The following is a 26,770-nucleotide window of genomic DNA, read 5'->3' on the forward strand; positions in this document are numbered from 1 at the left end:
AGATCAGGGTGTGGTGCCATTAGATGACAACTAGTCCTTTCCACCTTCCACAAAGCGTCGACGCCGCAATCGCGGCGCTGACTGGTGACGCGGTGTTGGTTGCGGGGGCAACTTGGGTGATGCGCGCAAACTTGCGCGACGAAAGCAACGACCGCGTCCTAGTCTCGCTATCGCGAATTGCGGAATTGAGCGAGGTTCAGCACGATGAGAATGTGCTGCGTATTGGATCGCTCGTCACTCATGACGGACTTGGGGCAGCGCTAACTGGATTGGCGGAAATGGGAGCTTTGGCGCAGGCGGCTGCAATGTCGGCAAACCCCGCCATTCGTCGCGTAGCGACCTTGGGGGGTAACATTTGCGCCCAAGGGTTCGCGGCACCCGATCTGGTTCCGGCGCTGATCGCGCTGAACGCGACGGTCGAAGTTCGATCAAAGGTCGGGGCCGAAACGCTGGACATCGAGGACTATCTGTTGGCCCGCCCCACGCGCCCGTCAGATGAAATCCTGACAGGTATTCAGGTTACGCGGCAATCCGGTTGGTCTGCCCATGCCAGAGGGCTGTTGCGGCAGGCCGGAGAGTATCCGGTCGCGAATGTCAGTGCTTTTATAGACGCGGATGATGGCGGAACGATAAACTCGGCCCGCATCGCAGTCGGCGCGGTCGAACCAGTGCCGCGACGATGGCAGAGCCTGGAAAACGCGTTGGTCGGCCAGCCAATTGACGCCGTTTGCCTTGGCAACATTGCGCTGGACCATCTGGGCGACTTCACACCCCGCGACGGTGTCGATTCACCAGGAAAGTACCGCCTGCGTATTCTGCCTCGGCTGGCCGAACATGTATTTGCGGACATAGCGAAACAGATGCAGGAAGGAACCTAGATGCCCGTGTCCTTTACGCTCAATGACAGGCAGCGCAGTTATTCCGGCGATCCTCGAACGTCTTTGCTGGTTGCTTTGCGGGATGAATTTCGTCTGACCGGTGCCAAGGACGTTTGTGGTGAGGGGTTCTGTGGCGCCTGTATCGTCTATGTGGACGGCGCGCCAAAGGTATCCTGCCTGCAACCTGTGGGCGCGCTGGAGGGGGCTGAAATCACGACAATCGAAGGGATTGGCAGCGTTGAAACGCTGAACCCGGTCCAGCAGGCATTTGTCGATTTTGACGTTGTTCAATGTGGCATGTGTTTTCCGGGCATGGTGATGACGCTCACGCATTTTCTGAGGGGCAATCCACACCCCAGCCGGGACCAAGTGAAATCGGCGCTGGTCGGAAATATCTGTCGCTGTACGGGATATGAACGGATCATCGATGCGGTGATGTCGCTTCACAACAGCGTGGAGCCCCTGGAATGAGCGAGCCGACGCAAAACCCAGCCGTGATGGACCTGCCGCGCCGCGATGCGCGCGACAAGCTGCAAGGGCGGACGAAATACACCGTCGATGCGGGTGGGTCGGATGTGATTCACGCGGCTTTGCTGCGCTCGGACAGGGCAAGTGCGCGGATCAGGAACATGGATGTCGGACCCGCGTTGAACATGCCCGGAGTTCTGGGCATTGCCACCTGTAAGGATGCGCCGGGGCTGCATGGCCTTGGCATTGCGGATCACCCGATCTTTGCCGATGACACGGTCCGCTATCATGGTGAACCGATCGCGGCGATCGCTGCCGAAACCGTCGCGCAGGCTCGCGCCGCCGCAGCGGCAATTGTGGTGGAATATGATCCCCTGCCCGCCGTCCTGACTATGGCAGAGGCACTAGCGAATGACGCGCCGTTGGTCCATCCGGGTTGGCGGGACTACGAAATCCTGTTTGAAGGCGCTCAGCGCGGTGGCAACGTGGCTTGGCAGGCGACGATCGAACGGGGCGACACGGATAAGGCGTTCGCCCGCGACGACGTAACGATTGTCGAAGGCACCTATCAGGTGGGGCGGCAGAACCAAGTGCCGTTTGAACCTCGCGCAGTTATCGCCGCCTATGAGGATGGGCGCTATCATGTCCACACTTCGACGCAGGCACCTTGGACGGTCAAAAGTGTCACAGCCAAGGTTCTGGGCGTGCCGGAATCAGCCGTCCGGGTCACCGTACCGGCGGTGGGCGGTGGTTTTGGCCTGAAATTCGACTGCTCGCTCGAACCATACGCTGCCGTGCTTGCCCGCAAGACCGGCAGGTCCGTGTCACTGATCAATTCCCGCAAGGAAGAGATGATGACCTGTTTGTGCCGCGAGAATGCGGACATCCGCATCAGGTCTGCCGTCACCAAAGACGGTGATATTGTCGGGCGCGAGGCAACGGTCCTGATGGATTGCGGGGCCTATGGCGGTGAACAAGTGTTCCTGACCACGATGACGGCACATACATTGGGTGGAAATTACCGACTGGGCGCGGTCCGGTTATGTACCAAGGCAGTCTACACCAACACGCCACCCAACGGGGCATTCCGGGCCTGCAACGGTGTTTACAATACTTTCGCGCTTGAACGGCACACGGATGAAATCTGCAAGGCCATCGCGATGGACCCGCTTAGTTTTCGCCGCCGAAATGTGGTGGCAGATCAGGATCTAGGCGCAACAGGGCAGAAGTTTGAGGGTGACGTCCTTGGTCCGATGCTGGATCGTATGATCGCAAAACACCCCATCGAGGCGCGCAGTGCCACCTTGCCGGATGGGCGGTTGTTTGGGCGCTCCACGACGGTCGGAACCTGGTTCATCTTTGTCGGGCCGTCATCCGCCACGGTCAATCTCAATGCCGACGGCAGTGCCACGCTGGTGACCGCGGGCGTAGAGATCGGGTCTGGCACGATGATGCAATCGCTGCCGCAGATCGTGGCTGCCAATCTGGGCATTCATCCCGATAAGGTGATCGTGAAAACCGCAGACACCGATGCGGCGGGTCGTGATCTGGGGGTCGGCGGCGGACGCACGACTGTTTCCATCGGTGCCGCCAGCGAAGCCGCTTGTGCGCAGGTGCGTGACAAGTTGCTGGGGGTGGCAAGTGAACTCCTTCAGACCCCTGCGGATGATCTGGTGCTGGCAGGTGGACGGGTCGAGATCAAGGGTCGCCCCGGATCGGGGGCAACGATTGAAAAGATCGTGCAGCAGGCAGAGCTGGCCATTGGTCCCGTGTCGGGCAGCGGTGCATTTACCGCCCCCGGCGTGCCAGCGATGCCGGGATGTGCCGCCGGACACTTCATTGACGCGATCGACGTACCGGTTTTCGCAGTGCATGATTGTGAGGTCGCGGTCGACGCGATCACCGGCCATGTCGAAATCCTGTCCTACCGGGTGGTGCAGGACGTCGGGCGCGCCCTGAACCGTCGTGCGATCCATGGGCAGATTCAAGGTGGTGTGGTTCAAGGGCTTGGTTATGCGCTGACCGAAGAAATCACGATCAACGCACAGGGTGCGTTCGATCAGACCGGGTTTGAAAACTATCGCATGCCTTTGGCGGGTGACGTGATACCCATCGAATTCGACCTTTACGAAGGCGCACCATCTATTGGTCCGTTGGGCACCAAAGGCGCGGGAGAAGTGCCAATACTGAACGTCGCAGCGGCGATCGGCTGCGCCGTGGCCAATGCGACCGGCAAACCGGTCAACTCGCTGCCCCTGACGCCACCGCGCGTTGCCGACCTGATCGACGGTAAATTGTCGGCACCTGAAATGAGCCACGTCAGCTTGAACTGGGCCAGGAAATAGATCCGGCCTGATGACCGGGGCTGCCAGATTTTTTGCAATTCTCTGGATACAAACCACAGATCTCGGTTCTGTCGCGGGTGTCCGGGTGGGTTGAGATAACGTGATCCTTGGACATGATACTGTTGGGGCTGCTTTATTGACAGGCACACACGGCTCTGTTGCGCAAATCGGCTTAGGTGATTCATGTCATGAGTCTAGGGTGATAACCGGAAATCATGAGCAAACCACCCCTTCCGACCTACAAGGCCAAGAATTGGCCAGCCCATAATGAAGCGCTTAGGCTCTCTGGCGATGTGGTTCGACGATGACATGGTGTGGGGCGCGACGCCTACCGGCGCGTGGCCGACAGCTGAGTTACAGCAACGCTGCGATGCAAGACCTGCCTGACGATCAAAGTGCTGTTCGGGGCGGCGCTGCTCCAGACGACCGGCTTTGTCGAAAGCCTGTTGCGGCTTACCGGCCTAGGCACCGGACTCATAACCAGAAAATCACGGCTGCTGCGAGGGTGATGGAGCACAGGAACACCTTGGGGCACTGGTCGTATAGTATGGCCACACGTCGCCACTCCTCCAGGCGGCCAAACATGATCGCGGATATTGTAGCGGCGCTTGTCCTATCAGGCGGCCGTTGGTGTCCGTGACGACATGTAACTTCGTCCCTCTCGTCGATTGTTCTAATCGCCTGCCGGGCAATGCTTCATGCCGCCTTTGGTCCGCCCAATTAGACGGCCACTCTCCCCTTTTTTGACCTCAGGCTTGGGGCGGGCTGTGCGCTTTGACCCTCTCGCGGTCTGAAGGCAAACCGTTGCCGCGTAACGGATCATCGACACGTGGCTTCCCATGGTTCTTCGGGAGATAGGGCCGAAGTCGGGCCATCTGCTCATCGGTCAGCCGATACAAATTGCTCATAACGCCCCACAGTTCGGGAGCTTGACTCACGCAGGCGAGAGGCAGCCTCAAGCCATTCAATGGGTCCTGAGCCTAAGCAGATCATCCCCCCGACTTGTCTGACGTCAGCACCTCTTGGGCAGATTTAAGGACGCCGTCGTCAAGTGGTCCAGGCCCTCACGAGACAAGAGAGCGCCTCAAAACTGCGGGAAGATCAAGTGGCTACCGAACGCCGAATTGTCACTTCCGTCGGCAGTGCTACGTGGACCGACCTCGCCTCTAATTGGTCGCCCGTCTCTGCGGCGAGGAGGAGACACGGCGCACCGCGAAGCTGTTCCTGTTCAGGGGCAGGTCCGGAGGGCAGCTTTTGTTTGAGGCCCGCTTGTGTCTCCGCCAGCACGGCGAAGACCCGAACGCAGCCCTTGCACTGTTGGAAGTAATCTAGAGCAAGGTCGTGCAGTTGCCTGCTCACGCAAAACGCTGCTGCTCAGGTAGAGTGGAAGGCACACGCGAGTTGGTTATCCGGTCCAACTACACGGCCCAACCACATCGTGGTCTATGCCGAAACCGAGGCGACGGTGGCGGTGCTGCGCGTGTTTCACGTCAGACCAAGGCCAATAATTCATCCGTCCGCAATTCGGATGCCTTCGGTGCGATCCGACGCCGTACACCACTCAAAAATCAACCCTTACCGTAAGGGGGTAGCTGCCCAACAGACCTCAGACGCGTCGATTGCAACGCCGATGAAACCCGTCTTGAAAAGCTGAGGTCGCGTGGTTCTGGGGGCAGAGTTAAAAAAGGTTGCCGCACTCTGTGCATGTCCGTAACCTTGACGAAAGCCATGAATTGAAAAAGGATTGAGCCCATGATTAGACCAGCAATCACCCTCATCGCCGCGTTGCTTGCATCGTCCGCCAGCGCGCAGGACCTGACCAAAGGGACCTGGGTCGACCTGACCCATTCGTTTAATTCTGAATCAGTCTATTGGCCCACGGCGAAAATGTTCGAGCTGACCGAAGTTTTTGCGGGTCACACCGATGGCGGCTATTACTACTCTTCCTACGATTTCGCATCTTCCGAGCATGGCGGGACGCATCTGGACGCGCCGGTGCATTTCGCAGAAGGGGCGCACTCCTCTGATGAGATTCCGGTTGAACAGTTGATTGGGCCGGGGTTCGTCATCGACGTTACCAAGCAGTCTGGGGATGATGTCGACTATCTGGTGTCGGCGGCTGATATCGAAGCCTTCGAAGCCGAGCATGGCAAAATTCCAGAGGGTGCTATTGTTCTTCTGAATACCGGTCGGGCCGGGCTTTATCCCGATCGCGAGACCTATATGGGCACTGCTGCCCGCGGGCAGGAGGCAGTTGCTGATCTGCATTTTCCGGGCCTTGGACTCGACGGCGCAAAACTTCTCGTGGAGCGTGGTATCGGTGCGGTGGGCCTCGATACGCCCTCTATCGACTACGGGCAGTCAACGGACTTCGCGAGTCACGTAGAACTTATGACGAATAACGTCGCCGCCTTTGAGAATGTGGCAGACATGAGCGCACTGCCGAGCACTGGAAGTACGATCATCGCAATGCCCATGAAGATCGAAGGTGGTTCCGGAGGACCCCTGCGCATAATAGCGCATTTACCTTGAGATTACGTCAGATCTGAGAGCGCCGATAAGAAACAGATACAGGTTTCAAGACGTCCAGCCGAGAGCGTCGCTATATACTGGCTGCGCCTGAGGCTAACCCGATGCGGTGAATGAGAACAGCCTCGATCACACGCGGCTGACCTGGCAAGTTCTCAAGTATAAAGGTTGATTTTTAAACTTCTTTCAGCCGCACAGAAAGTGTGATGTTCTCACCAATCGATACGAGTTGCCTGCCATCTTACCGGAGAAACCAGAACAAAATTACCCTCGAAACTCTGTGGAACGGCACTGACCGCTGGGCACACCGGATCAATGTCAGCGGTGCTGGATGAGAATCCAAATTCTGGATTAAGTTCGTATTTACACCAGAACTTCCCGACGAAAGAACATTCGTAGGACTCCACCCCTTCACAAGAACTCGTCACTACACGGTCCAAATTAAATGTGAAAAGGTGCGTCGTTAGGTTTACCACACACGTATCCCCACGCGCCTCAAAGCTCCGCGCAAGTAGCGTCGAGAGACCGTTTCCCCCGCCGTTAATTGCTTGAACCGCGAGAAATGCCCGGCTGCAATTGTCAGTAAAGAATTTATTCGTGGCGTTGAGAAGCAACGTGTTTTCGGGCAACGGTGCGGAGTTCCGTTCCATCTCGGCCTGTTTTGCATCTTGATATTTTTTCGAAGCGTCTTGCAAAGAAATCGCAATGGCTTCGACGTCGGAAGGTAGCATTTGCGCTGCGCTCCGGCGAACCGCCCCAATCTTCTGGGACAGCTTGGCGCTCTCGTCCGCTTCACTCGCGTCAATTTCAGAAATTCGGGCTTGTAGTTGTCTTAGTGAATTTCTGGACGCCAAAACTAAGCTACTGACCTCTGTCGGCCGTGTGATGAATATGACCCCAGCGTTTCTGGCGCGGCCAATAGTAAAGCCCAGATCAGAATCTACGCTTACGACGTCAATCTCGGACAGGATTGTAGCTTCCAACGCCCGGTCAACCTCCGGCGAGTTTGCCAGCAATGCGCATGTTCTCAGGCGTTCAAACAATTCGGTCTTAGCGGACAAGGAAAGCTCATTGAATGGCTTTCCAAATGACTCCTCGAAGATCTGGCTACCAAACAATGCGATTTTCGAACCTGCTGATGGCTCGTAGTTACTCAGGATGTCGGGCGCGTTTTCCGGTAATTTTTCGGCTATGCCAATTTCACGCAACGCACTGCGTGAAATCTCCCGCGCGGGTCCAGAGCAAAAATCAGTAGGTATTTTCGTTTTTACTCCCAATTCCTCTGCAGCCTCTGTCGGACGAAAGCGTACGAGGAAATTGTTCTTGGACCCAAGGATATCAACACCATTCCTGGAAACTTTCGGGCTAGGCGCGCGAAACCGGAAGCCTTGGGTATAATTTTGTGCATTGCTACTAAACCTGAGTAAAAATTCGTCGGCAGTTGTAGTGCTAGATTTCATTTCTGCACTTGCAATTACCACGCCAGACTTACGTTTTTCGACTCGATATTGACCTGCACTTATCGGAATAAAGATAACCTCCTCGCGGCTCATTGACTTTCGAAGACCGGGCTGAAGGGCGTTTGAGCGGTCCACCGACGCAGAAGCCTCGATCCAGACGCCGCCAAGATTATTTATTGTCAGTTTTTCGAGAGGATCAGTTGGGCCGGTAACATCTTTGCTGCTATTCGCTTCGATCGAAGGGGGAATAGTGCTTGGCCCGTCCAGAAGTACGTACGCGGTCCATGCTGGGCCATAGCCAGCATCTAGCACCTCTCCATTATCGATGGAAACGCCTACGCTTCGAAACTTGCGTTTGCCCTCTACAAGTTTTTTCGCCCCAGCCAGGGTTTGGGTATCCATAACTCCGTCGGGTGTAATTCCCGTGATACCCTGCCGCGTCAAAAGGCGCTGCAGTTGAGCAATTTCATTCCGCGAAAGCTCCCTCTCGATATCCTTTTTACTGGCTTCCGGCTCTCTTGCGGGTTCAGGATCAACTTCCGACAGGCGGTTTGCTGGAGTGTCTGTCTGAGGAACAGTAAGATCATCCCTTGTGCGATCCATTCCAACCAGTAGCACGCCCTCCACGATCGGGCCCGTATTGGCGCTTTGTCTCCATTCAAAGGCATAGCCAACATCCTGGGATCTGCGCAGTGAGACGTAGCCGCCGCGGCCGCAAGTGCTTACGCCTTCTGATAAGTCCTCTTTGAAGAGTACTGAATTCTTGCTTTCGCTTTCTATATGCAGGGTGCCTGAGCAGCCTAGTTCGGGATAGCTGATGACCCATCTACGCGGGACGAACGAAATTACGACACGATATTCAGTCGCCGGTTTTTGTGTGACTGTTCCTGATATCCCAGTTGCGAGAATCTGCTCCAGTATGGGCAGAAGGTCTATGGTGTTGTCGTTTGGGATAGCCAATGTCTGTCTTGCAACTGCTGCTTTCGAGAGTTCAAAAGCGTCCGCCGTAGAAATCGCATTTGCGTCACGGCCCTCTGCAGACAAGAACCCCACTATTGCTTGAGATGTCCCACCCCCTGCAATCCCGTCTATGGCGCCGGAGTAGTAGCCGAGCGTTTTAAGGTTCTGTTGAAACTGGACTAACTCTGCCTTGGTCAGCGGCCTTGAAAGGTTTGGATTCCCAGTTTGGACCGCGTTTTTGTAGACTTTCTGAAGCGCGGTAAACTGCTGCTGAGTTAGGTTGCCAGAAGATGATTGGCCGGTGTTTCGCTGATAACTGGCGATAGCCGACCGAGTGCCTTTGCCGAATACACCGTCCTCAACCCCAGCATTGTACCCCAAAAGATTAAGCGCCGATTGCGCGACTTGCCTTTGGCTGCGGTTAAGTTGCAGCGCGGGCTGCTGTGGTGTGGCGCTTTGCTGTTGCTGTGCGCTGCCTTGCTCAATTTGCCTCCCAATTTCGTCCTCAATTTTCTTACCAATGACATCAAGTAAGTTGATCTGCGCCGCCACAGCGCTTGGCAAAGCAAAATTCAAAATGACGAAAGCAAATCGAAACATGCTGGCGCTGGAAAAAGAGCGTGGTGAAATATTCATCCAATTATTGACTATAAAACTTCCGAACCTGTCAACCGCGCCTCGTATGTCCTAGCGGCAGCTACTGCCAATAACGGTATCCGGTGATTGGCGCACCCAAGGTTTACAGTCGGCCGTTCATGCAGCACCGCCCATCGCCGCGAGGGTTGGCTTCTCAAGCCCCGACTAAGTCCGAGGCGCGAATGTTGATACATACTCGACCTATCAGGCTAATCTCGATCCCGCCTGAAGATCGTTCTCGGCGAGGAGAGCATGAGGTGCTAAGAGCTGGCCTTCAGGTTCACGCCGTATCACCTTCTCCGAACGTGATTAAACGAGAGCGAGCCAAGCTGCGTCTGCTTGAGAAATGCTGACCTTTGGTCGTCAAATACATCATAAAATCATAACCAATATCGGCGATTTTCGAAGGTGGTTTAGTGTTTGAACCTTTCACCATCCCAGGCGTTATGCTTTGATCTATATCCAACACATGCCCCGGAGGCTTTGCCATGGACGACCTGCCATCCATTCGCCGATCTCTACAGGTTTTGGTGCTGATAGCCTTGTTCGTGACAGCCTATTTCGCACGGGACCTGATCCTGCCCATCGTCCTTGGGTTTCTCCTTGCGCTAACGCTCAGCCCTGTTTCACGCGGGTTATACCGAGCGGGCGTGCCACATGCGGCTTCGGGTTTCGTGCTCATATCCGCGACAGCCGTTCTCATCCTTGGGATCATCGGCGGATCGGCCGGAACCGTTGCTCTATGGAGCGATGAAATCCCCAAGATGGGTGTCGAGATACAGCAAAAGCTACGCGGCATGTCCGACGCCGTGGAGGAGGTTCGCGCCGCCACAGCCGAAGTTGAGAAGATCGGAAAGGAAGGAAACGGCGCCGAGACGCAGGAAGTACAGGAGGTGGTCGTAAAAGCACCGACCCTGCTCAGCAGTGCTTTCGACACAGCCACCCAGTTTGGTGCAACCCTCGCAGTTACCTTGATCCTTGCGTTGTTCCTGCTGTCCTCAGGCCAGTTGTTCTATCTCAAGCTGGTGCAGGCAATGCCGACAATGGCGGAAAAGAAACGCGCGCTTAGCACCGTTTACGACGTCGAGCGGCGCGTCTCGCGGTATCTTTTGACGATCACTATCATCAACGCCGGTCTGGGGTTCGCTATCGGGCTTTATTTGGCGGCGCTGGGACTGCCAAATGCCTACATCTGGGGCATCGCGGCATTTTTGTTAAATTTCCTTCCCTATCTTGGTGGCTTCATCGGCGCCGTGCTGGTCGGCGCGTTTTCCATCGTGACCTTCGATTCACTGGGCTATGCGCTGCTGGCACCGCTGGGGTATCAGATACTGACCGGGATCGAAGGCCAGCTGATTACGCCCTGGCTAGTGGGTCGTCGGCTTAGATTGAACACGGTCGCGGTCTTTCTCACGGTGGTGTTCTGGGGCTGGCTCTGGGGCATCCCCGGCGCACTTGTTGCGGTGCCGTTTCTGGTTGTGTTCAAGGTGGTCTGTGAAAACTTCGAAGCGTTGCACACCATCGGTAATTTTCTGTCAGGCGAGGTGGTCAATCCTGAAGAATCGGAGGAGCCACATGGCTTAGATGCAGACGATGCGGTGCAGAGAGCAGATGTCTGACGTCAGCTCTTAGTGGTCGAAATATCCGCGTCTGATAAGATAGCTTTCTCAGCTCATCGTCGCCGCTGAGGAGTGGAGTATGAGACCAGACAACGGGCCGAGAGTGTCTGCTTTGAACATCAGCATCAAATAGTTGGCAATTGACGACGGTTGCGTCCTCCTGAAAGCAAATAAAAGAACGCAACATCAATGTGTTAACAGCCGTCTCCAGGTGGCATTTTACGTTGGTGGTTCAGCCGAATCCGGCTGGTGCCCAGATTCGGCAGCGCATCGGACTAGGGCATCGTGTATCCGCAAACACCCGCCCCCAAATATTGAATAGCCAAGCTTGACGAGGCGGTCCAGCGCCGGCACCCCCAAAGCGCATCATGTAAAGCGCGCTCGGCGCCGCCGACCAGCATTCACCGCAGCCGCCACAATTAATTTGCTATCTGGCAACCGCCATAAGCAGGCTGGGCGCTGCGCAGCGTATAGACCTTTTGCACGGTATGCGCACCGCAACTGAGGTATTCGAGCGCGATATGTAAACGATCGAGGATACGCCGATCAATGCGGTAGTCCTTGGCTTTGGCTTTGGCGATTGTCCGTCGTCAAATAAAATGGGACATCAGAGCGGCTTGAGCATTGGAGGCTCTGGCTCGTTCGTGTGATTGATTATGCGGCTTGTTTCTGGTGTTGCAAGCGGCGCTGTCGGATTGTCTGTTTCTTGATCTTCTCCCTTTCCCTGAGAATGGCTTTATCGCGGCCGAAGTAGACGTCGGCGGGTGTGACGTTGTTCAGACTCTCGTGGTATCGTTGGTTATTGTAATATTCGACGAAGGCCCCGATCTGCTGCTCGAGATCGCCGGGCAGGTAGTAATTCTCCAGCAGAACCCGGTTCTTCATAGTTTGGTGCCAGCGTTCGATCTTGCCTTGTGTCTGTGGGTGGAATGGCGCCCCGCGGACGTGCGTCATTTTGTGATCCTCCAGCCAATCGGCCAGATCGCCAGAGATATAGCATGAGCCGTTGTCGCTGAGCAGCCGCGGCTTGTGGCGCACGACCGCCTGGTCGCAACCCGATTCCGCCAGAGCCAACTCGATAGTGTCGGTCACATCGGCAGCACGCATGGTGCTGCAGAGCTTCCACGCAATGATGTAGCGGCTGTAATCGTCCAGGATCGTGCTGAGGTAATACCAGCCCCACCCGATGATCTTGAAGTAGGTGAAATCGGTCTGCCACATCTGGTTGATTGCCGTGGTTTTGTCTTTAAACTCGTCGGCCGCCTTGATCACCACATGCGCGGGCGCCGTGATCAGGTCAGCTTCCTTCAGAATACGATATGCTGATGATTCAGATATAAAATACCGCTTCTCGTCGGTGTATTTCACCGCCAGCTCCCGTGTCGTCAGGGCCTCAAATTCCAGCGCGAACTCGATCAAATCATCGCGCCGATCCTGTGGAATACGGTTCCAGACAGAACCTGGACGGGGTGCGTGGTCCGCCAGGGCATCAAGGCCGCCGTCGACATAACGATCATACCAACGGTAGAAGGTCGCGCGCGGGATGCCCAGCATGTCGAGGGTCTGCCTGGCCGGTAGATGTGAGCCTTCAACCGTTCGGATGATTTCCAGCTTCTCGGACGCGGGATACCTCATTTCTCTGCCTCCCCAGCCCCTGTCATGCTTTTTTTGAGCAGACGGTTCTCAAGGGTCAGGTCTGCCACGCATTCCTTCAGGGCAAGTGACTCCGAGCGCAGATCTTTGACTTCTGGCGACGTTGCCTGCCGGGCCGTGTCGCCGGACAATCGCCGCTTGCCAGCCTCAAGGAATTCCTTCGACCAGCTGTAATATAGGCTTTCGGCGATGCCTTCACGGCGACAGAGCACCGAAATGCTCTCTTCGCCTCGCAGACCCGCCAAGACGATGCGGATCTTCTCCTCAGCCGAATAGGTCTGACGGGTCTTGCGGCGGATGTTCTTGACCAGCTTGTCAGCTGCGTCCTTAGACGTTCCGGATTTCTTGTTCATCTTCACTCCATGAAGGTTACGATGAACCAGAAATCCTCCGTTGTTCAATTCCTCAAATCTGTCCCACAGGCGCTGACGTCAGACAGTGAGGGCTTGCAACGGCATCAGCGAGATGAGGGCAGATATTTCCCTTCGCGAGACGCAGGCGGCGTGGTCAAAACACAACCCTTTTGCTGACGACAAGCCGCTCGCCGACGCCCGCCGACAGGGTCTGCTGGAAGCCACAAAAGACCTTGCAGCGTTGGTTGATGGCGATTGTTGCACAGCACTGATTGCTGCGCAGGTTCGGCCCAGTCCGGTCGCCGCGACGACCACACACCCATCGACGCACCAGAGGGAGGCGACGGCACCATGACATCATTTGCATTTGTACTACGCAAGGAAAGCTTGGGCATGCCGTCCGCAGGCGGTCGGTACGAGTATCGCGTTTGGCCGCGTAGGGCTTTGCCGGCGATCTCGGACTTACACCGCGACTGGACGCTCGAATTTGCTGAGAAACGTGCGGATATCTACCTGCTTGGCGCCCATGCGATGCCCGAGCTGGTCAAGCTGCGCAATGGGACCCGGCTGGAAATCAAACGACGCGGTCGCGATCACATGGGCTTGCAATACTGGCAGGTTGCCTTGTCGCAGGACTTTCTGCTTGTCCCAAGTGCGCTTGACCAGCTTGCAGCCACATTTGCGTTGTCAGAGGCTCTACCTTCTAGCGCAGGTTTGTCGCCGGCTCACTTGGTTGCCAACCTTCTTCGGCCCCCCAACAGAGTTAAAGCGCGGATCGTACAGAAGTCCCGTCTGTTGTTTCGACGCGGAACCTGCGTGGCCGAAATCACCCATGTGAGGTTAGACCAACGGTCTTGGATGACCGTAGCGGTTGAAGATCCTGATCCAAGTTCCGCCGCACAAGCGGTCGACGACCTCGGTCTTAGGTACTTGCCGAACCAATCTTACGCAGACTTCCTGCTTGCTGAACCGCTCCTCATCGCGGAACCATCGCTCGACCGTTAACATTTAAATAACACTCATGGACAAACGCGACGTAGATGCCGTTGCCAGCATCTGACTGGGGATCGCCCCGTCAGGCCATCCTGCGTGGTACGTTTCTGGGGATATCAGGCAACCAAGCTGATGCCGACGATCAACAGTGCGTGGAACCATTCGAACGAGCGATTAACCCGCGTCAATTTCAGTCAGCGCGAACACGATATACCTCGACCAGTCGTCACGGCATTCCGTGGATATATATCTGCGTACACATGGTTTATCTGTACCAAAGGACAGAAAATGAATTCAAAGAAATTGTTTATCGGGGCGGCCTTGGCTGCCGTCTTGGCTGTAGTCGGCTATTTTGCATGGCAAAAGTTCACCCCAGCAGCGCTACCAGCAGGAATAGCGTCGGCAAATGGGCGGATTGAGGCCGAGCGGATTGATGTCGCAACCAAGCTGCCGGGCCGGGTCGCGGCCAATCTTGTCGCCGAAGGTGACATGGTCGAGGCGGGCCAGCTCGTCGCGCAGATGGACGCAGTGGAGTTGCAGGCCCAATTGGATAAGGGCAAGGCGATGGTGATCCAAGCCGAGCAGGGGAAATTGCAGGCCGAAGCGCAATTGGAGTTGCGCCGGGCCGAGCTTGACTTCGCTGAGCTGGAATACAGCCGCGCTGCAACTTTGGTCGAGCGCGATGCCGTTTCGCAGGATATGGTCGATCGGCGCCGTACATCGCGCGACATTGCGAAGGCCGCAGTCGGTGCCGCCGAGGCGGCTGTCGCGCAGGCCGGCGCTGTCATCTCTTCGTCGCAGGCAGTCGTCCGCCAGCTTGAGGCGACGCTGACCGATGCTGACCTTTTCGCGCCGCGTGGCGGGCGTGTGCAATACCGTCTGGCACAGGAAGGCGAGGTGCTGCCAGCAGGCGGCAAGGTCGTGACGATCACCGATCTCACGGATATCTACATGACGATCTTCCTGCCCGCACGCGATGCGGGGTTGTTGCAGATGGGCGACGAGGCGCGCATTATTCTTGATCCCATCCCCAACTACGTGATCCCGGCGGCGGTAACGTTCGTCTCGAGTTCCGCCCAGTTTACGCCAAAATCGGTAGAGACGACCGAAGAACGTGACAAGTTGATGTTCCGCGTCAAGCTGCAACTACCCAAGGATCTGCTGGTGAAGTTCCAGGATCGCGTGAAGGCGGGCGTTGCCGGTATTGGCTATGTCCGCTCCGATCCGTCTGTCGAATGGCCACCGGAACTGGACGTGGCGTTGCCGAAATGACCGCCCCGGTTGCCAGTCTCAGGGGTCTTTGTCAGTCATACGGCGCGGTCACCGCGCTTGATGACGTGACACTGGACATTCCTGCCGGTTGCATGGCCGGGCTGATCGGGCCCGACGGGGTCGGCAAGTCGACGCTTCTTGCCATCGTTGCGGGCGTACGCCAGATCCAGCAGGGCACAGCGCAGGTGCTTGGCGGTGATATCGCCGACGCCGTGCATCGCCAGGTCTGCAATCATCGGATCGCCTACATGCCGCAGGGATTGGGGCGCAATCTCTACCCGACGCTGTCGGTCCATGAAAACCTTGATTTCTTTGGGCGCCTGTTTGGCCAGGGCGAGGCCGAGCGCGCAGCACGTATCGACGACCTTCTGGGTGCCACTGGCCTTAGCCCGTTCGCAGACCGCCCGGCAGGCAAGCTGTCGGGCGGAATGAAACAGAAGCTCTCGCTTTGCTCGGCGTTGATCCATGACCCAGACCTGTTAATCTTGGATGAGCCGTCAACCGGCGTCGATGCGCTTGCGCGCGAGCAGTTTTGGGATCTCATCGACAGCATCCGCCAAGATCGGCCCTTGATGAGCGTCATCGTCGCCACGGCCTATATGGATGAGGCCGAGCGCTTTGACTGGATCGCTGCCATGACGGACGGGCGCGTGATCACGACCGGATCGCCCAGTGAAATCCGCGAAGCATCGGGCGAGACATCGCTTGAAAAGGCGTTCGTCGCGCTGCTTCCCGAAGCCGTGCGCAAGGGTCACGTCGAGGTGTTTGTGCCGCCGCGCACGGCTACGGATGGCCCGCCCGCGATCGAGGCGCAGGGCCTGACCAAACGGTTCGGCACCTTCACCGCCGTGGACAATGTCGAGTTTCAGATCGCCCCCGGCGAAATCTTCGGCTTTCTGGGCTCGAACGGATGCGGCAAAAGCGTCACTATGAAAATGCTGACCGGACTCATCCCTGTAACCGAGGGGCGCGCGCTGCTGTTCGGTCAGCCGCTGAACCCGGACGACATGGCGACGCGATTGCGCGTCGGCTACATGTCCCAATCCTTCTCGCTGTATTCCGAACTGACGGTGCGCCAAAACCTGGACCTGCACGCCGAGCTTTACCGGCTGCCAATCGCCGAACGCGCCCCGCGCGTCGCCGAGATGTTGGCGGCCTTCGATCTGCAAGACGCGGCCGACCAGCGCCCGGGCAACCTGCCGCTTGGCATCCGCCAGCGCCTGCAACTTGCCGTGGCAGTCATCCACAAGCCCGAGGTGCTTATCCTTGACGAGCCGACATCGGGCGTCGATCCGGTGGCGCGTGATGCCTTTTGGCAGTACCTCATCGCGCTGTCGCGCGAGGATGGCGTAACGATCTTTCTTTCGACCCACTTCATGATCGAGGGAGAACGCTGCGACCGGATTTCGTTCATGCATGCAGGCCGTGTTCTGGCGGTGGGAACGCCCGATGAATTAATCGCCTCAAAGGGGGAAAGCACTCTGGAGGCCGCATTTGTCAGCTATCTTCGCGAGGCGACTGACGCCACGGGAGATGCCTCCGAAGGCGCGTCCCGGCCCACATTCACCAAGGCGCCAAGGCGCAAGCGCCGGTTCGACATTATGCGGCTCTGGGCGTTCGCCCGCCGCGAAACGACCGAAATCCTGCGCGATCCCATGCGGCTGGTCTTTGCCTTTATCGGCCCGATTTCGGTGATGCTGACGGTGGGCTACGGCATTTCATTCGATGTCGAGGATCTGCCCTATGCGGCGCTGGACCGCGACCAGACCGCCGAAAGCCGCGAGCTGCTTGAGGCGTTTGCCGGCTCTCGATACTTTCAGGAACGCCTTCCGGCCTCTAGTGGCTCGGAGCTGGATGCGCGACTGAAAAGTGGCGAGTTGGCGCTTGCCATCGAAGTGCCGCCCGGCTTTGGCAAGGCGCTGCTGCGGCAGGAACAGCCTGAGCTGGAAATCACCATAGACGGCGCCATGCCGTTTCGCGGCGAGACGGTGCGCGGGTATGTCCAGGGCCTCGCGCTCAGCTATTTTTTCGATCAGATCGAGCGCAAACAGGGCCGGGTGGTTGACCCGACCGCAGCGGGGCTGGCCACGCGGTTCAGCTATAATCAGGCATTCAAAAGCGTCTTTGCCGTGGTCCCGTCGGTGATCATGCTGACGCTGATCCTGATCCCGGGGGCGATGACCGCGATGGGGATCGTGCGCGAAAAGGAAACCGGCTCTATCGCCAATTTCCGCGCAACCCCGGTGACGCGGACAGAGTTCCTGCTGGGCAAGCAACTGCCCTATGTGACGATATTCTTCCTGAGTTTCTTCACGCTTCTGGCGCTGGCGTATTTCATGTTTGGCGTGCCTGTCACCGGCTCAATGGCGGCGCTGATCAGCGGCTCCCTGTTGTATCTGTTCGCGGCGACGGGTTTCGGGCTGCTGGTGTCGACCTTTACCCAAACGCAGGTTGCGGCGATTTTTGCGGCGATCGTGATCGCGCTGGTTCCGTCGGTCAGCTTCTCTGGTTTGCTGGTGCCGGTGTCGTCGCTTTCGGGAATTGGGCGGCTTACCGGCCTTGCCTTCCCGTCCTCCTGGTATCAACAAATCAGCGTTGGCGCCTTTACCAAGGGCCTCGGCTTTGGCGACCTGTGGCACAACTTCGCGGCTCTTACCTTCTTTGCGCTGTTGTTTATCGGCCTCGCGGTCGTCGTGCTGAAAAAGCAGGAGAAGTGAGGTGACCCAATGGTTCGCAAATGTCTGGCGTCTGGGCCTGAAAGAGCTGCGCAGTCTGGGTGCCGATCCGGTTATCCTGCTGCTCATCATCTATATCTTCAGCTACGCGGTCTATGCCGTCGCAACCGGCGCCAAGCTGGAAGTTGAAAACGCCGCCGTTGGCTATGTCGATGAGGACCGTTCAGAGCTGAGCGGGCGTATTCTGGGGGCAGTCCTGCCGCCGGAATTTGAGCAACCTGAGGAAATCGACGCCGACGAGGTCGAGGCGGCCCTCAACAACAGCCGCTTTGTCTTTGTCCTGACCTTCCCGCCCCGTTTCGAGGCCGACGTGCTTACGGGGCGGCAGCCGGAAATTCAGCTTGTCGTCGATGCGACCGCAATGGCACACGCCGGTAATGGCGCAGTCTTCCTGCGCCACATCATTCAGGAGGAGGTTGCGAAATTTATCAGCCGCAGCGACGATGCGACCGTCCTGCCGATCAATCTGGTCGTCCGTGCGGCGTTCAACCCGAACCTGAATTCGTCGTGGTTTTCATCCATCATGCAAGTGATCAACAACGTGACGATCCTGTCGGTCCTTCTGACCGGCGCCGCGCTGATCCGCGAACGCGAACACGGCACGATCGAGCACCTATTGGTGATGCCGGTCACCCCGTCCGAGATCATGGTCGCGAAAATCTGGGCCAATGGGCTTGCGATCGTCGCGGCCGCGATCCTGTCGCTTTTGCTCGTCGTGCAACTGGTGCTTGGTGTTCCGATCACCGGTTCCATCCTGCTTTTCGTTGTTGGCGCGGTGATCTACATGGTCTCCGTCACCGGCTTGGGAATACTGCTCGCAACCTTCACCACCTCGATGCCGCAGTTTGGCCTGCTGGCCCTGCCGGTTCTTGTCGTCATGAACCTTCTGTCGGGCAGCACGACCCCGATCGAGAGCATCCCCGACTGGCTGCGCATCGTCATGCAGGCAGCACCCTCCACGCACTTTGTCGCCTTCGCGCAGGCGATCCTCTATCGCGGCGCCGGAATTGCGATAGTCTGGCCCAGCCTCGTGACAATGGGCGTGCTGAGCGCCGTCTTCTTCCTCATTGCGCTGATGCGGTTTAGAAAGACGATGGCCAGCGCATAGCAGGCGCAAAACCGGAGGCGGCAGCGGGACCGGATGCGGTGGGATCGCAGCCCTGCCTGCAACCAGAAGATCACCACCGTTTCCGGCCCTCGCGTGTGACGGCGCTCAGAAATTTTGTGGATCGGCCTTGGTAATTCTCAACCAAAAGACCCTTTCGAAACAGTTATGATTTCGATGGCCCCGCGCCCGCGCAATCTCGGCACAAGACAGCATAGGGAATGACATCAAGACGTTCTGTGGCGATCTCTTCGTCGCATTTTTTGCATATTCCGTATGTCCCATTCGAAATGCGCACCAGAGCTCGGCCCAGAAGTTGGATTTCCCGCTCCCCTGCACGCCCGAGGCCTTCCAATACCTCGTCATCCTGCAACTCGATCGCCTGATCTGCCAGATCCGGATCGGCCGTTACATCCAGCGCGTCGTCTACGTTCCTCAGGCGCTCGTTGAGTTCTTGCAGACGGGCCTCGATTTGTTGTTTGTGTCGCTCGATATCCAGCATGTTATTCTCCAAGGTTGAAAGGTGCGGTGAGAGATCAAAGTCCGAAAGGATAGGTTTCGTCTTCGCCTTTGCCGGCCATAGTCGCCAACAGGGTTACCGCGCTTGTTTTGTCAAACCAGACAAACGCGTCATATTGATCAGATAGGCTTGCCGGGCTGTAATGGCTCGCCCGTTCACTTTCGGGTCGGTAGATGACGCCAATGTAGCGCTGCAGGCGCGGTTGCGCCAATATGCGGCGTAGCGCCTCGTTGCTGGCCTTGCGAAAGTCGAACAGGAAACGGTGCTGATCGACGTCATGCAGCAAGGCCTCGAAACTGTCGGGCCGGGGCGGGCGCAGGGTCTTAATCTCCACCGGGGCGTCCCAGTCAGAGGCTGCCGCAACCGTGCCGGATGCAGTGCCAAAACTGATCAGGGCGGTCGTGTGCTTGCCATAGCCAATAGACCGGAACCGAATATGCGGCATCGATCAGTCCGTCATTCAAGACGACCAGCGCCTGATCATTCAAGGCGATCACGTCATGATCCAGACTGCCGAGGATCAGCAGCGTCGGCGCGGATACGTCCAGCAGATCCTCAGCCGCCAGCGATCAAGACGCAGAGTAGGTGAACGTTACAGAGCTTTTTTCATCTTCTCGCGGCTGTTTACTTGCCAAGCATGATAGAGGCGTTAGGATAAAATGTTAGATCGTCGTCGCTTGACTGCCTTGCAAAAAAATGAACGTGCGATCGCTCTGGGAGGAGAAAACATGTCGAATAATCATAATTTTAGCCGGCGATCGTTTCTGACTAAATCGGCCCTTGCCGGGGGTGTTGCAACCGGGGGTGTGCTTGCCGCTCCTGCCGTTCTTGCGCAGGCGCCGATTGTCATCAAGATGCAGACATCGTGGAACGACGCCAATATCTGGCAGGATTTCGCGCGTGATTATGCCACTCGCATCGAAGAGATGTCAGGTGGACGGCTCAAAGTGGATGTGTTGCCCGCTGGTGCTGTGGTTGCTGCGTTTCAGGTGCTGGACGCCGTGAATGACGGACTGATCGATGCGGCACATTCGGTTCCCGTCTATTGGTACGGCAAGAACAAGGCCGCGTCGCTGTTCGGCACCGGCCCGGTGTTCGGCGGCTCTGCCACGACAATGCTGTCGTGGTTTTACGAAGGCGGAGGCCAGGCGCTCTACAACGAATTGACCCAGGATATCATGGATCTTGATGTGGTTGGCTACATGGGCTTTCCGATGTTTGCGCAGCCTTTCGGCTGGTTCAAGGAGGAGGTGAACACCGTTGCTGACCTGCAGGGGTTCAAATACCGGACCGTGGGCCTTGCGGCCGATCTGATGGCAAAACTGGGCATGTCCGTGGCGCAGTTGCCGGGCGGTGAGATCGTGCCCGCGATGGAGCGTGGCGTGATTGACGCGTTCGAGTTCAACAACCCGTCGTCGGACAAGGATTTCGGCGCGCAGGATGTGGCAAAGAACTACTATCTTTCATCCTACCATCAGGCCTCCGAAAGTTTCGAATTCCTGTTCTCCAAGACCTTCCTCGAAGATTTGGATCCGGACCTTCAGGCCATCCTGAAGTACGGGGTCGAAGCTGTGTCGACAGCAAACACCGCCAAGGCGATGGATCGGTATTCGGCGGACCTTCAGTTCCTGCAAAATGATGCCGGGGTCACTGTTCACCGCACGTCGAAGGAAATCCTCGATGCGCAGCTCAAGGCGTGGGACGAAGTGATTCCGGAACTGGAAGCTGATCCGTTCATGAAAAAGTGCCTCGACAGCCAGCGTGACTGGGTCAGCCGTGTTTCATACTACGAGCTGATGAACGCACCCGATTACGGACTGGCTTACGAGCATTATTTCCCCGGCAAGGTCAAACTCTGAACCTGCTGGGCGATATGTGAAGCGACTCTCGGCACAATTCGTGCCGGGGTTCACCTGCGAGAGACAGGGGCAATATGGAATCATTCATTCGGTTCGCCGATAATCTTTCCGCATGGTTCGGAAAGGCTTTTGCTTGGCTGATCCTTTTGATGTCTCTGGGGACGGGTTACGAAGTTTTCGTCCGCTACGTGATGAACAACCCGACTGCCTGGGCGCTGGACGTGTCGTTCATTATGTATGGGACGCTGTTTATGATGGGCGGCGCCTATACCCTGTCGCGCGGCGGGCATGTGCGGGGGGATTTTCTCTACCGGCTTTTGCAACCCAGGACACAGGCCAAGATCGACTTGGTGCTGTATCTGATCTTCTTTTTTCCCGGCGTGACGGCACTCATTCTATCAGGCTGGAAGTATGCCGCCCGATCATGGCAATACGGCGAAGTGTCGGTCAACAGCCCGGCAGGCGTACCAATCTACCAGTTCAAGGCGGTGATTGTAGCTGCGGGCATCTTGCTGTTCATTCAGGGAATGGCGCAAGTGTGCCGATGCATCCTAGCGATGCGCGACAATTACTGGCTGGAAGCGGATGAGGACGTCTTCGAAACCGAAGACCTCATAATGCGGGCGGCCAACACGGCCGAGAAAGATCATATCACATGACAGATCCGCAAATCGCCTTGATGATGCTGGGGCTGTTCATCGTCTTCGTTTTCCTTGGCTTTCCGATTGCCTTCACGCTGATGGCGATGGGCATAGGCTTTGGTTATTACGCCTATTTTGACGCGCGCCGCATGTGGCGCAGCTTTGACCGGCTGGATGAAACCGCGGGGCAGTGGGAGCAATGGTCGACCTGGTTCGAGGGGTTGTTGAACAACCGAATATTCGATCTCTTTGTAAACCAGACGTTCACGGTGATGTCTAACGAAGTGCTGACAGCCGTGCCCCTGTTTCTGTTCATGGGCTATATCGTGGAACGCGCGAACATCGTTGACCGGCTCTTTTCGACGCTTAATGTCGCCTCCAAAAATGTACCCGGATCAATGGGTGTGGCCGCCTTGATCACCTGTGCGCTCTTTGCCACGGCCACGGGAATCGTGGGTGCAGTGGTGACGCTGATGGGTCTGCTGGCGCTGCCGGCGATGCTCAAGGCGCGCTATGATCCTTCTTTTGCTGCGGGCATCATCTGTGCCGGCGGTACGCTGGGCATCCTGATACCGCCCTCGATCATGCTGATCGTCTATGCGGCGGCAACCAATGTTTCCATCGTGCGGCTATATGCTGCGGCCTTGCTGCCGGGGCTGACGCTGGTTGGCCTTTATCTGGTCTATATCATCGGCCGGTCGATCCTTCAGCCGTCCTCGGCCCCACGCCCCACCGATGACGAGGTGCCCGATATACCGATGGGCAAGCTGTTGTTGATGATCGCCACGTCCTTTGTGCCGCTCGCCTTCCTGATCTTTGCGGTGCTGGGGTCTATCCTGTTTGGCCTTGCTACCCCAACCGAGGCGGCTTCGATCGGGGCATTGGGCGGGATATTTCTGGCCTTCGTCTACCGCGCAATGACGTGGCAGCGGATGCGCGAAAGCGTCTATCTGACGGTGCGCACCACGGCGATGGTTTGTTGGCTGTTTGTCGGCTCCTACACGTTTTCCGCAGTATTTTCGTATCTTGGCGGCGAGCAGGTGATCTCGGAATTCGTACAGTCGCTGGATCTGTCACCGATCATGTTCCTGATCCTGGCGCAGTTGATCATCTTCTTGCTGGGCTGGCCGCTGGAATGGTCCGAGATTATCATCATCTTCGTGCCGATATTCCTGCCGCTGCTGGCCATCTTTGAGATTGATCCGCTGTTTTTCGGCATCCTCGTGGCGCTCAACCTGCAGACCAGTTTCTTAACGCCGCCCATGGCCATGTCGGCCTACTATCTCAAGGGAATTGCACCGCCGGAATTGCGCCTGACGCAGATCTTTAAGGGCGTGATGCCGTTTCTGTTCTGCGTGATCGTGTCGATGGTTCTGATGTATATCTTCCCGTCCATCGTGTTCTATTTGCCGGAGCTGTTCTATGGGGGCTGAGGCAGGACATTCAGGCGCTATTGCACCGGCCCCCAGCAAGCCTCCCAGTGTTGCGCTGCTGCGAGAAAGGCTGGCATCCGGGGCGCTGGACGCGATCACCTTGGCAGAAGCCTACATTTCGCGGATCGAAGCGCGCGAACCAGATGTGGGCGCATGGGCATGGTTTGATCCCGAATTTGTCCGCACGCAGGCTCGCACGCTGGATGCACACCGCCGCGCAGGCCGCCCATTGGGGCGTTTGCATGGGCTGCCGGTGGGCCTCAAGGACATCATAGACACCGCCCGCGTCCCGACCGAGAATGGCTGTGTGCGGGATGCCGGGCGGGTGCCACTACGGGACGCCTTTGTTGTTGAGCGGCTCAAGAATGAGGGCGCGATCATCATGGGCAAGACGGTCACGACCGAGCTTGCCTTCATGCATCCGGGCAAGACCGCCAACCCTCATGATCTGGCCCACACGCCGGGCGGGTCGTCCCAAGGCTCGGCCGCAGCGGTGGCCGACGGCATGGTGCCGCTGGCGATCGGCACGCAGACGAACGGCTCCATAATCAGGCCAGCCTCGTATTGCGGGGTCACGGGCTACAAACCGACGTTCGGCGCGATCCCGCGCCGGGGCATCCTGACGCAATCATCCTCGCTGGACACTGTCGGCGTATTCGCAAGCGATCCGATCGGAGCCGCCTTGCTTGCAGAGGTCCTCTTTGGCCACGACGCCGAAGACACGGCGACCCATCCGGAACCCGCACCCGCGCTGTTTGCCGCCGCCACATCCAAGCCGCCGCTGACGCCTGTTTTCGGCTTTGTGCGCCCCCCGGGATGGGAGGGCGCGGATCCACAACTTCGGGATGCGTTCAACGAGTTGCTGGAAGCGCTGGGCGATCAGGCGTTCGAATTGCCGCTCCCGGCCCTTTTTGATACTGCCGCCGAGCAACGCAAGCTGATTAATTTCGCCGAGATGTCGTATCACTTTTATCCCTATTGGCGGGATGGGCCGGACCAATTGGGCAAGGCGACCAGCGACGCGATCGAACAGGGAAACGCCACGCTCGCCCGCGACTACCTGTCGGCGCTTGATATGCCCAAGCTGCTGAATGCCGCACTGGACGAGATGCTGACACGCTGCGATGCGATCCTGTGCCCTTCCGCGACAGGCCCGGCCCCCAAGGGGCTGGACACAACGGGCGATCCGATTTTCAATGGCCTTTGGACGCTCTGTGGCACGCCCTGCATCAGCTTGCCGTTGCTGACCTCGCAAGAGGGGCTGCCCATGGGTGTCCAACTGGTCGGCGCGCGCGGCAATGACGCACGGCTGATGCGCACCGCGCAATGGCTGTTCGACTGGGCAGATGGTGCATCACAATGAAGGGTAGAGAAACATGAACCGGATACTTGCGCTCTTTGCCTTCGTCACGTTGGCGGTATTCGTGTTGATCCTCGCGTTCAAGGTGCCCAGCCCCGACCTGGTGATCATAATCGTTATCACGTTGGCATTCGTGGCCTATGACTTTGCCACGTCAAGTCGCAACAAGCAGGACTGATCCGGTGGCCAAACCAGTCATCTGGGTCACCCGCACCCTGTCTAACGCGACGCTTGAACGGGCTGCGCGTGACTACGAGGTTATCTGGGATGCCGCCGATGCGCCCGGCAGTGCCGAGGATATTATCGCGATGAGCGCAAAGGTGGATGGGATCATACCCTGTCATTCTGAACATTTCACCGCAGATGTGGTGGCGCAGCTGGACCCCCGCCTGCAGATCGTGGCGAACCATTCGGTGGGCGTGGATCATTGCGATTTGCCTGCGCTCAAATCCAAGGGCATAACCGTCACCAATACGCCCGGCGTCTTGTCCGATGCCACGGCTGAGCTGGCGATGATGCTGATGCTGGGCGCGGCGCGTCATGCAGTGACCGGCGATCGCATCGTGCGCTCGGGCGAATGGGATAGTTGGTCTCCGGCATTTCTTGTCGGGAAACAGGTGACCGGGGCCCGTTTGGGGATCATCGGCATGGGGGGCGTTGGACGCGCTTTGGCCCGCAAGGCGCGCGGTTTCGATATGGAAATCCACTACCACAACCGCCACCAGCTTCCTCCGGAGGATGAGGCCGGGGCTGTCTATCACGAGAGTCTGGACGATCTTCTGGCAATATCCGACTTCCTGTCGCTGCACTGCCCCGCCACGCCAGAGACGATCGGCCTGATGAACAATGACCGCCTTGCCCGCCTGCCCAAGGGCTGCGTGATCGTGAACACCGCGCGTGGCAATCTGATCGACGAGACGGCATTGCTGGCGGCGATCGAGACCGCGCATGTCGGCGCGGCGGGTCTGGACTGTTTTGCAACTGAGCCCGGCGGCAACCCTGCCTTCGCGACACATGAAAATATTGTAATGATGCCGCATGTCGGCAGCGCAACCCTCAAAACCCGCGATGCTATGGGGTTCAAGGCGCTCGACAATCTCGACGCCTTCTTTCGCGGTGACGAACCACCAGATCGGCTTTGAACGGGGCACCATGATCAGGGATCATTTCGAGCGAAGCGCATCGAAGCGGCTTTATGAACGTATTTGGAGGGATGAACTGCCGTAGGTGTCTCGCCGGTCGAGTCGATTGTGGGCGATAACGGCATTTTACAATGCAGGAATGTCCGGATTTATCACATCAAGTCGCCGATCGTGCGCCTGCAGCGAATGTCAGAAACTGCCCTTTAAGTCCGACGTTGGATGGGGTGGGCGACCGATGAAAATGGTCACGCAGATGTCCTGTGACAAGTGCACGTCTTCAGTCTGGTTCATCTCGCGGCACAGCCGTGCGACAGCACCTACCGCCCGGCCTGATAGCGCGATTAATTCTCTTGCCGTTCTGGCGGAGCGTTTGTTTTCGCCGGGATAATGAAAACATAGCGATCCCCCCTAATCGCGCAGTTACTTGGCGGTGTGCTTCGGGTTGGCCTGCAGCTCCCGCTCCAAATGATCGACAGTATCGCCGAAGAGCCATTGCAAATCGTCTATTTCGATTCCTTCAAGCGCGGCCAGTATGATCGTGCTGCCCTTGATGTTTTGCAAGAGTGTGCTGATGTGATGCTCGCGCTGCACCTCTTTGATAGGGTTCGGGCCCGGCCCTTTGAACATCTCAATCAAATCGGTGTTGATCTCGCCCAAGGCGGTTTCCCAGATCAAACGATTGGGCCAACGCGCGCGGTTGCTGTCGCTTGGCGCCGGACCAGAGGAATTCCCAGCGCCTTGCGCGTTTGATTCCAAATAAACCACCAATGCGGCTTATGCTGCTGGGTCACCTCGGCCCGCTTGTCATA

General features: G+C 57.5%; 20 protein-coding genes and 3 pseudogenes. 16 read left to right on the plus strand and 7 right to left on the minus strand.

From position 1 onward, the window contains the following. Positions 1 to 23: 23 nt before the first annotated feature. From U3654_RS19700 to U3654_RS19715, 4 genes and pseudogenes are all read left to right on the plus strand, one after another. Positions 24 to 878, plus strand: a complete 855-nt coding sequence (locus tag U3654_RS19700) for an FAD binding domain-containing protein (protein ID WP_324753223.1) — start codon at positions 24 to 26, stop codon at positions 876 to 878. Further along, entirely contained in the window at positions 879 to 1,349 is a 471-nt protein-coding gene (locus tag U3654_RS19705; RefSeq protein ID WP_324753224.1) for a (2Fe-2S)-binding protein, read from the plus strand. It abuts the gene before it with no gap. Next, positions 1,346 to 3,691: a xanthine dehydrogenase family protein molybdopterin-binding subunit gene (locus tag U3654_RS19710; protein WP_324753225.1), complete on the plus strand. Its 2,346-nt coding sequence runs from the start codon at positions 1,346 to 1,348 to the stop codon at positions 3,689 to 3,691. The genes U3654_RS19705 and U3654_RS19710 overlap by 4 nt, the downstream gene beginning before the upstream one ends. A 215-nt stretch (positions 3,692 to 3,906) precedes the next feature. Continuing rightward, positions 3,907 to 4,155 (plus strand): annotated as a pseudogene (locus tag U3654_RS19715) (transposase); the annotation flags it as partial. 10 nt (positions 4,156 to 4,165) lie between these two features. Here the strand turns inward: U3654_RS19715 and U3654_RS19720 are convergent. Continuing rightward, a pseudogene (locus tag U3654_RS19720) lies at positions 4,166 to 4,279 on the minus strand (IS5/IS1182 family transposase); the annotation flags it as partial. A 26-nt stretch (positions 4,280 to 4,305) separates the two neighbouring features. Beyond that, a pseudogene (locus U3654_RS20525) lies at positions 4,306 to 4,599 on the minus strand (hypothetical protein); the annotation flags it as partial. A gap of 844 nt (positions 4,600 to 5,443) precedes the next feature. Between U3654_RS20525 and U3654_RS19730 the strand changes: the two are divergent. Next, the gene (locus U3654_RS19730; protein WP_324753227.1) at positions 5,444 to 6,223 is read left to right on the plus strand and encodes a cyclase family protein; all 780 of its coding nucleotides are present in this window, start codon (positions 5,444 to 5,446) and stop codon (positions 6,221 to 6,223) included. Between the two features lie 209 nt (positions 6,224 to 6,432). On the opposite strand, the gene U3654_RS19735 is transcribed toward U3654_RS19730, so the two are convergent. Then, the gene (locus U3654_RS19735) at positions 6,433 to 9,276 is read right to left on the minus strand and encodes a peptidoglycan-binding domain-containing protein (RefSeq protein WP_324753228.1); all 2,844 of its coding nucleotides are present in this window, start codon (positions 9,274 to 9,276) and stop codon (positions 6,433 to 6,435) included. Positions 9,277 to 9,764: 488 nt separating this feature from the next. Between U3654_RS19735 and U3654_RS19740 the strand changes: the two genes are divergently transcribed. Then, a complete protein-coding gene (locus U3654_RS19740) occupies positions 9,765 to 10,895 on the plus strand; it encodes an AI-2E family transporter (protein ID WP_324753229.1) in 1,131 nt (376 codons plus the stop codon). A 654-nt stretch (positions 10,896 to 11,549) separates the two neighbouring features. On the opposite strand, the gene U3654_RS19745 is transcribed toward U3654_RS19740, so the two are convergent. Then, positions 11,550 to 12,901 (minus strand): IS3 family transposase gene (locus U3654_RS19745; protein WP_324751533.1). Its coding sequence is split into 2 segments (ribosomal slippage): positions 11,550 to 12,565 and positions 12,565 to 12,901, totalling 1,353 coding nucleotides; the frame shifts between segments, so codons are not numbered across the junction. Positions 12,902 to 13,252: 351 nt separating this feature from the next. Between U3654_RS19745 and U3654_RS19750 the strand changes: the two genes are divergently transcribed. The 4 genes from U3654_RS19750 (at position 13,253) to U3654_RS19765 (ending at position 19,009) form a co-directional block, all read left to right on the plus strand. Continuing rightward, positions 13,253 to 13,906: a hypothetical protein gene (locus U3654_RS19750; RefSeq protein ID WP_324753230.1), complete on the plus strand. Its 654-nt coding sequence runs from the start codon at positions 13,253 to 13,255 to the stop codon at positions 13,904 to 13,906. A gap of 276 nt (positions 13,907 to 14,182) precedes the next feature. Next, a complete protein-coding gene (locus U3654_RS19755; protein WP_324753231.1) occupies positions 14,183 to 15,166 on the plus strand; it encodes an HlyD family secretion protein in 984 nt (327 codons plus the stop codon). Continuing rightward, complete coding sequence (rbbA, locus tag U3654_RS19760) at positions 15,163 to 17,883, plus strand: ribosome-associated ATPase/putative transporter RbbA (protein ID WP_324753232.1); 2,721 nt, start codon at positions 15,163 to 15,165, stop codon at positions 17,881 to 17,883. The genes U3654_RS19755 and rbbA overlap by 4 nt, the downstream gene beginning before the upstream one ends. Position 17,884: 1 nt before the next feature. Further along, positions 17,885 to 19,009, plus strand: a complete 1,125-nt coding sequence (locus U3654_RS19765; RefSeq protein WP_324753233.1) for an ABC transporter permease — start codon at positions 17,885 to 17,887, stop codon at positions 19,007 to 19,009. 163 nt (positions 19,010 to 19,172) lie between these two features. Here U3654_RS19765 and U3654_RS19770 read toward each other — a convergent pair whose 3' ends face one another. Continuing rightward, on the minus strand, positions 19,173 to 19,508 hold the full coding sequence (locus U3654_RS19770) for a TraR/DksA family transcriptional regulator (protein ID WP_324753234.1): 336 nt from the start codon (positions 19,506 to 19,508) through the stop codon (positions 19,173 to 19,175). A 34-nt stretch (positions 19,509 to 19,542) separates the two neighbouring features. Then, a complete protein-coding gene (locus U3654_RS19775) occupies positions 19,543 to 19,971 on the minus strand; it encodes an erythromycin esterase family protein (RefSeq protein WP_324753235.1) in 429 nt (142 codons plus the stop codon). Between the two features lie 283 nt (positions 19,972 to 20,254). On the opposite strand from U3654_RS19775, the gene U3654_RS19780 reads away from it, so the two are divergent. The 6 genes from U3654_RS19780 to U3654_RS19805 all read left to right on the plus strand — a co-directional run bounded on the left by U3654_RS19780 (position 20,255) and on the right by U3654_RS19805 (position 25,961). Beyond that, entirely contained in the window at positions 20,255 to 21,385 is a 1,131-nt protein-coding gene (locus U3654_RS19780; protein ID WP_324753236.1) for a TRAP transporter substrate-binding protein, read from the plus strand. A gap of 74 nt (positions 21,386 to 21,459) precedes the next feature. Beyond that, complete coding sequence (locus U3654_RS19785; RefSeq protein WP_324753237.1) at positions 21,460 to 22,044, plus strand: TRAP transporter small permease subunit; 585 nt, start codon at positions 21,460 to 21,462, stop codon at positions 22,042 to 22,044. Further along, complete coding sequence (locus U3654_RS19790) at positions 22,041 to 23,459, plus strand: TRAP transporter large permease subunit (RefSeq protein ID WP_324753238.1); 1,419 nt, start codon at positions 22,041 to 22,043, stop codon at positions 23,457 to 23,459. Before U3654_RS19785 ends, U3654_RS19790 begins: the two co-directional genes overlap by 4 nt. Continuing rightward, positions 23,449 to 24,822, plus strand: coding sequence for an amidase (locus U3654_RS19795; protein WP_324753239.1), 1,374 nt, complete (start codon positions 23,449 to 23,451; stop codon positions 24,820 to 24,822). The genes U3654_RS19790 and U3654_RS19795 overlap by 11 nt, the downstream gene beginning before the upstream one ends. 13 nt (positions 24,823 to 24,835) lie before the next feature. Further along, positions 24,836 to 24,997, plus strand: a complete 162-nt coding sequence (locus U3654_RS19800) for a hypothetical protein (protein WP_324753240.1) — start codon at positions 24,836 to 24,838, stop codon at positions 24,995 to 24,997. A 4-nt stretch (positions 24,998 to 25,001) separates the two neighbouring features. After that, the gene (locus U3654_RS19805) at positions 25,002 to 25,961 is read left to right on the plus strand and encodes a D-glycerate dehydrogenase (RefSeq protein ID WP_324753241.1); all 960 of its coding nucleotides are present in this window, start codon (positions 25,002 to 25,004) and stop codon (positions 25,959 to 25,961) included. Between the two features lie 420 nt (positions 25,962 to 26,381). On the opposite strand, the gene U3654_RS19810 is transcribed toward U3654_RS19805, so the two are convergent. Continuing rightward, positions 26,382 to 26,618, minus strand: coding sequence for a hypothetical protein (locus U3654_RS19810; protein ID WP_324753242.1), 237 nt, complete (start codon positions 26,616 to 26,618; stop codon positions 26,382 to 26,384). Between the last annotated feature and the right edge of the window lie 152 nt (positions 26,619 to 26,770).

This window comes from Roseovarius sp. Pro17, from assembly GCF_035599575.1.
Taxonomy (GTDB): Bacteria; Pseudomonadota; Alphaproteobacteria; order Rhodobacterales; family Rhodobacteraceae; genus Roseovarius.

Coding starts and splice junctions, on each gene's coding strand:
- U3654_RS19700 (WP_324753223.1), top strand. CDS start 24: ATGACAACTAGTCCTTTCCACCTTCCACAAAGCGTCGACGCCGCAATC.
- U3654_RS19705 (WP_324753224.1), top strand. CDS start 879: ATGCCCGTGTCCTTTACGCTCAATGACAGGCAGCGCAGTTATTCCGGC.
- U3654_RS19710 (WP_324753225.1), top strand. CDS start 1,346: ATGAGCGAGCCGACGCAAAACCCAGCCGTGATGGACCTGCCGCGCCGC.
- U3654_RS19730 (WP_324753227.1), top strand. CDS start 5,444: ATGATTAGACCAGCAATCACCCTCATCGCCGCGTTGCTTGCATCGTCC.
- U3654_RS19735 (WP_324753228.1), bottom strand. CDS start 9,276: ATGAATATTTCACCACGCTCTTTTTCCAGCGCCAGCATGTTTCGATTT.
- U3654_RS19740 (WP_324753229.1), top strand. CDS start 9,765: ATGGACGACCTGCCATCCATTCGCCGATCTCTACAGGTTTTGGTGCTG.
- U3654_RS19750 (WP_324753230.1), top strand. CDS start 13,253: ATGACATCATTTGCATTTGTACTACGCAAGGAAAGCTTGGGCATGCCG.
- U3654_RS19755 (WP_324753231.1), top strand. CDS start 14,183: ATGAATTCAAAGAAATTGTTTATCGGGGCGGCCTTGGCTGCCGTCTTG.
- rbbA (WP_324753232.1), top strand. CDS start 15,163: ATGACCGCCCCGGTTGCCAGTCTCAGGGGTCTTTGTCAGTCATACGGC.
- U3654_RS19770 (WP_324753234.1), bottom strand. CDS start 19,508: ATGCTGGATATCGAGCGACACAAACAACAAATCGAGGCCCGTCTGCAA.
- U3654_RS19775 (WP_324753235.1), bottom strand. CDS start 19,971: ATGCCGCATATTCGGTTCCGGTCTATTGGCTATGGCAAGCACACGACC.
- U3654_RS19780 (WP_324753236.1), top strand. CDS start 20,255: ATGTCGAATAATCATAATTTTAGCCGGCGATCGTTTCTGACTAAATCG.
- U3654_RS19785 (WP_324753237.1), top strand. CDS start 21,460: ATGGAATCATTCATTCGGTTCGCCGATAATCTTTCCGCATGGTTCGGA.
- U3654_RS19790 (WP_324753238.1), top strand. CDS start 22,041: ATGACAGATCCGCAAATCGCCTTGATGATGCTGGGGCTGTTCATCGTC.
- U3654_RS19795 (WP_324753239.1), top strand. CDS start 23,449: ATGGGGGCTGAGGCAGGACATTCAGGCGCTATTGCACCGGCCCCCAGC.
- U3654_RS19800 (WP_324753240.1), top strand. CDS start 24,836: ATGAACCGGATACTTGCGCTCTTTGCCTTCGTCACGTTGGCGGTATTC.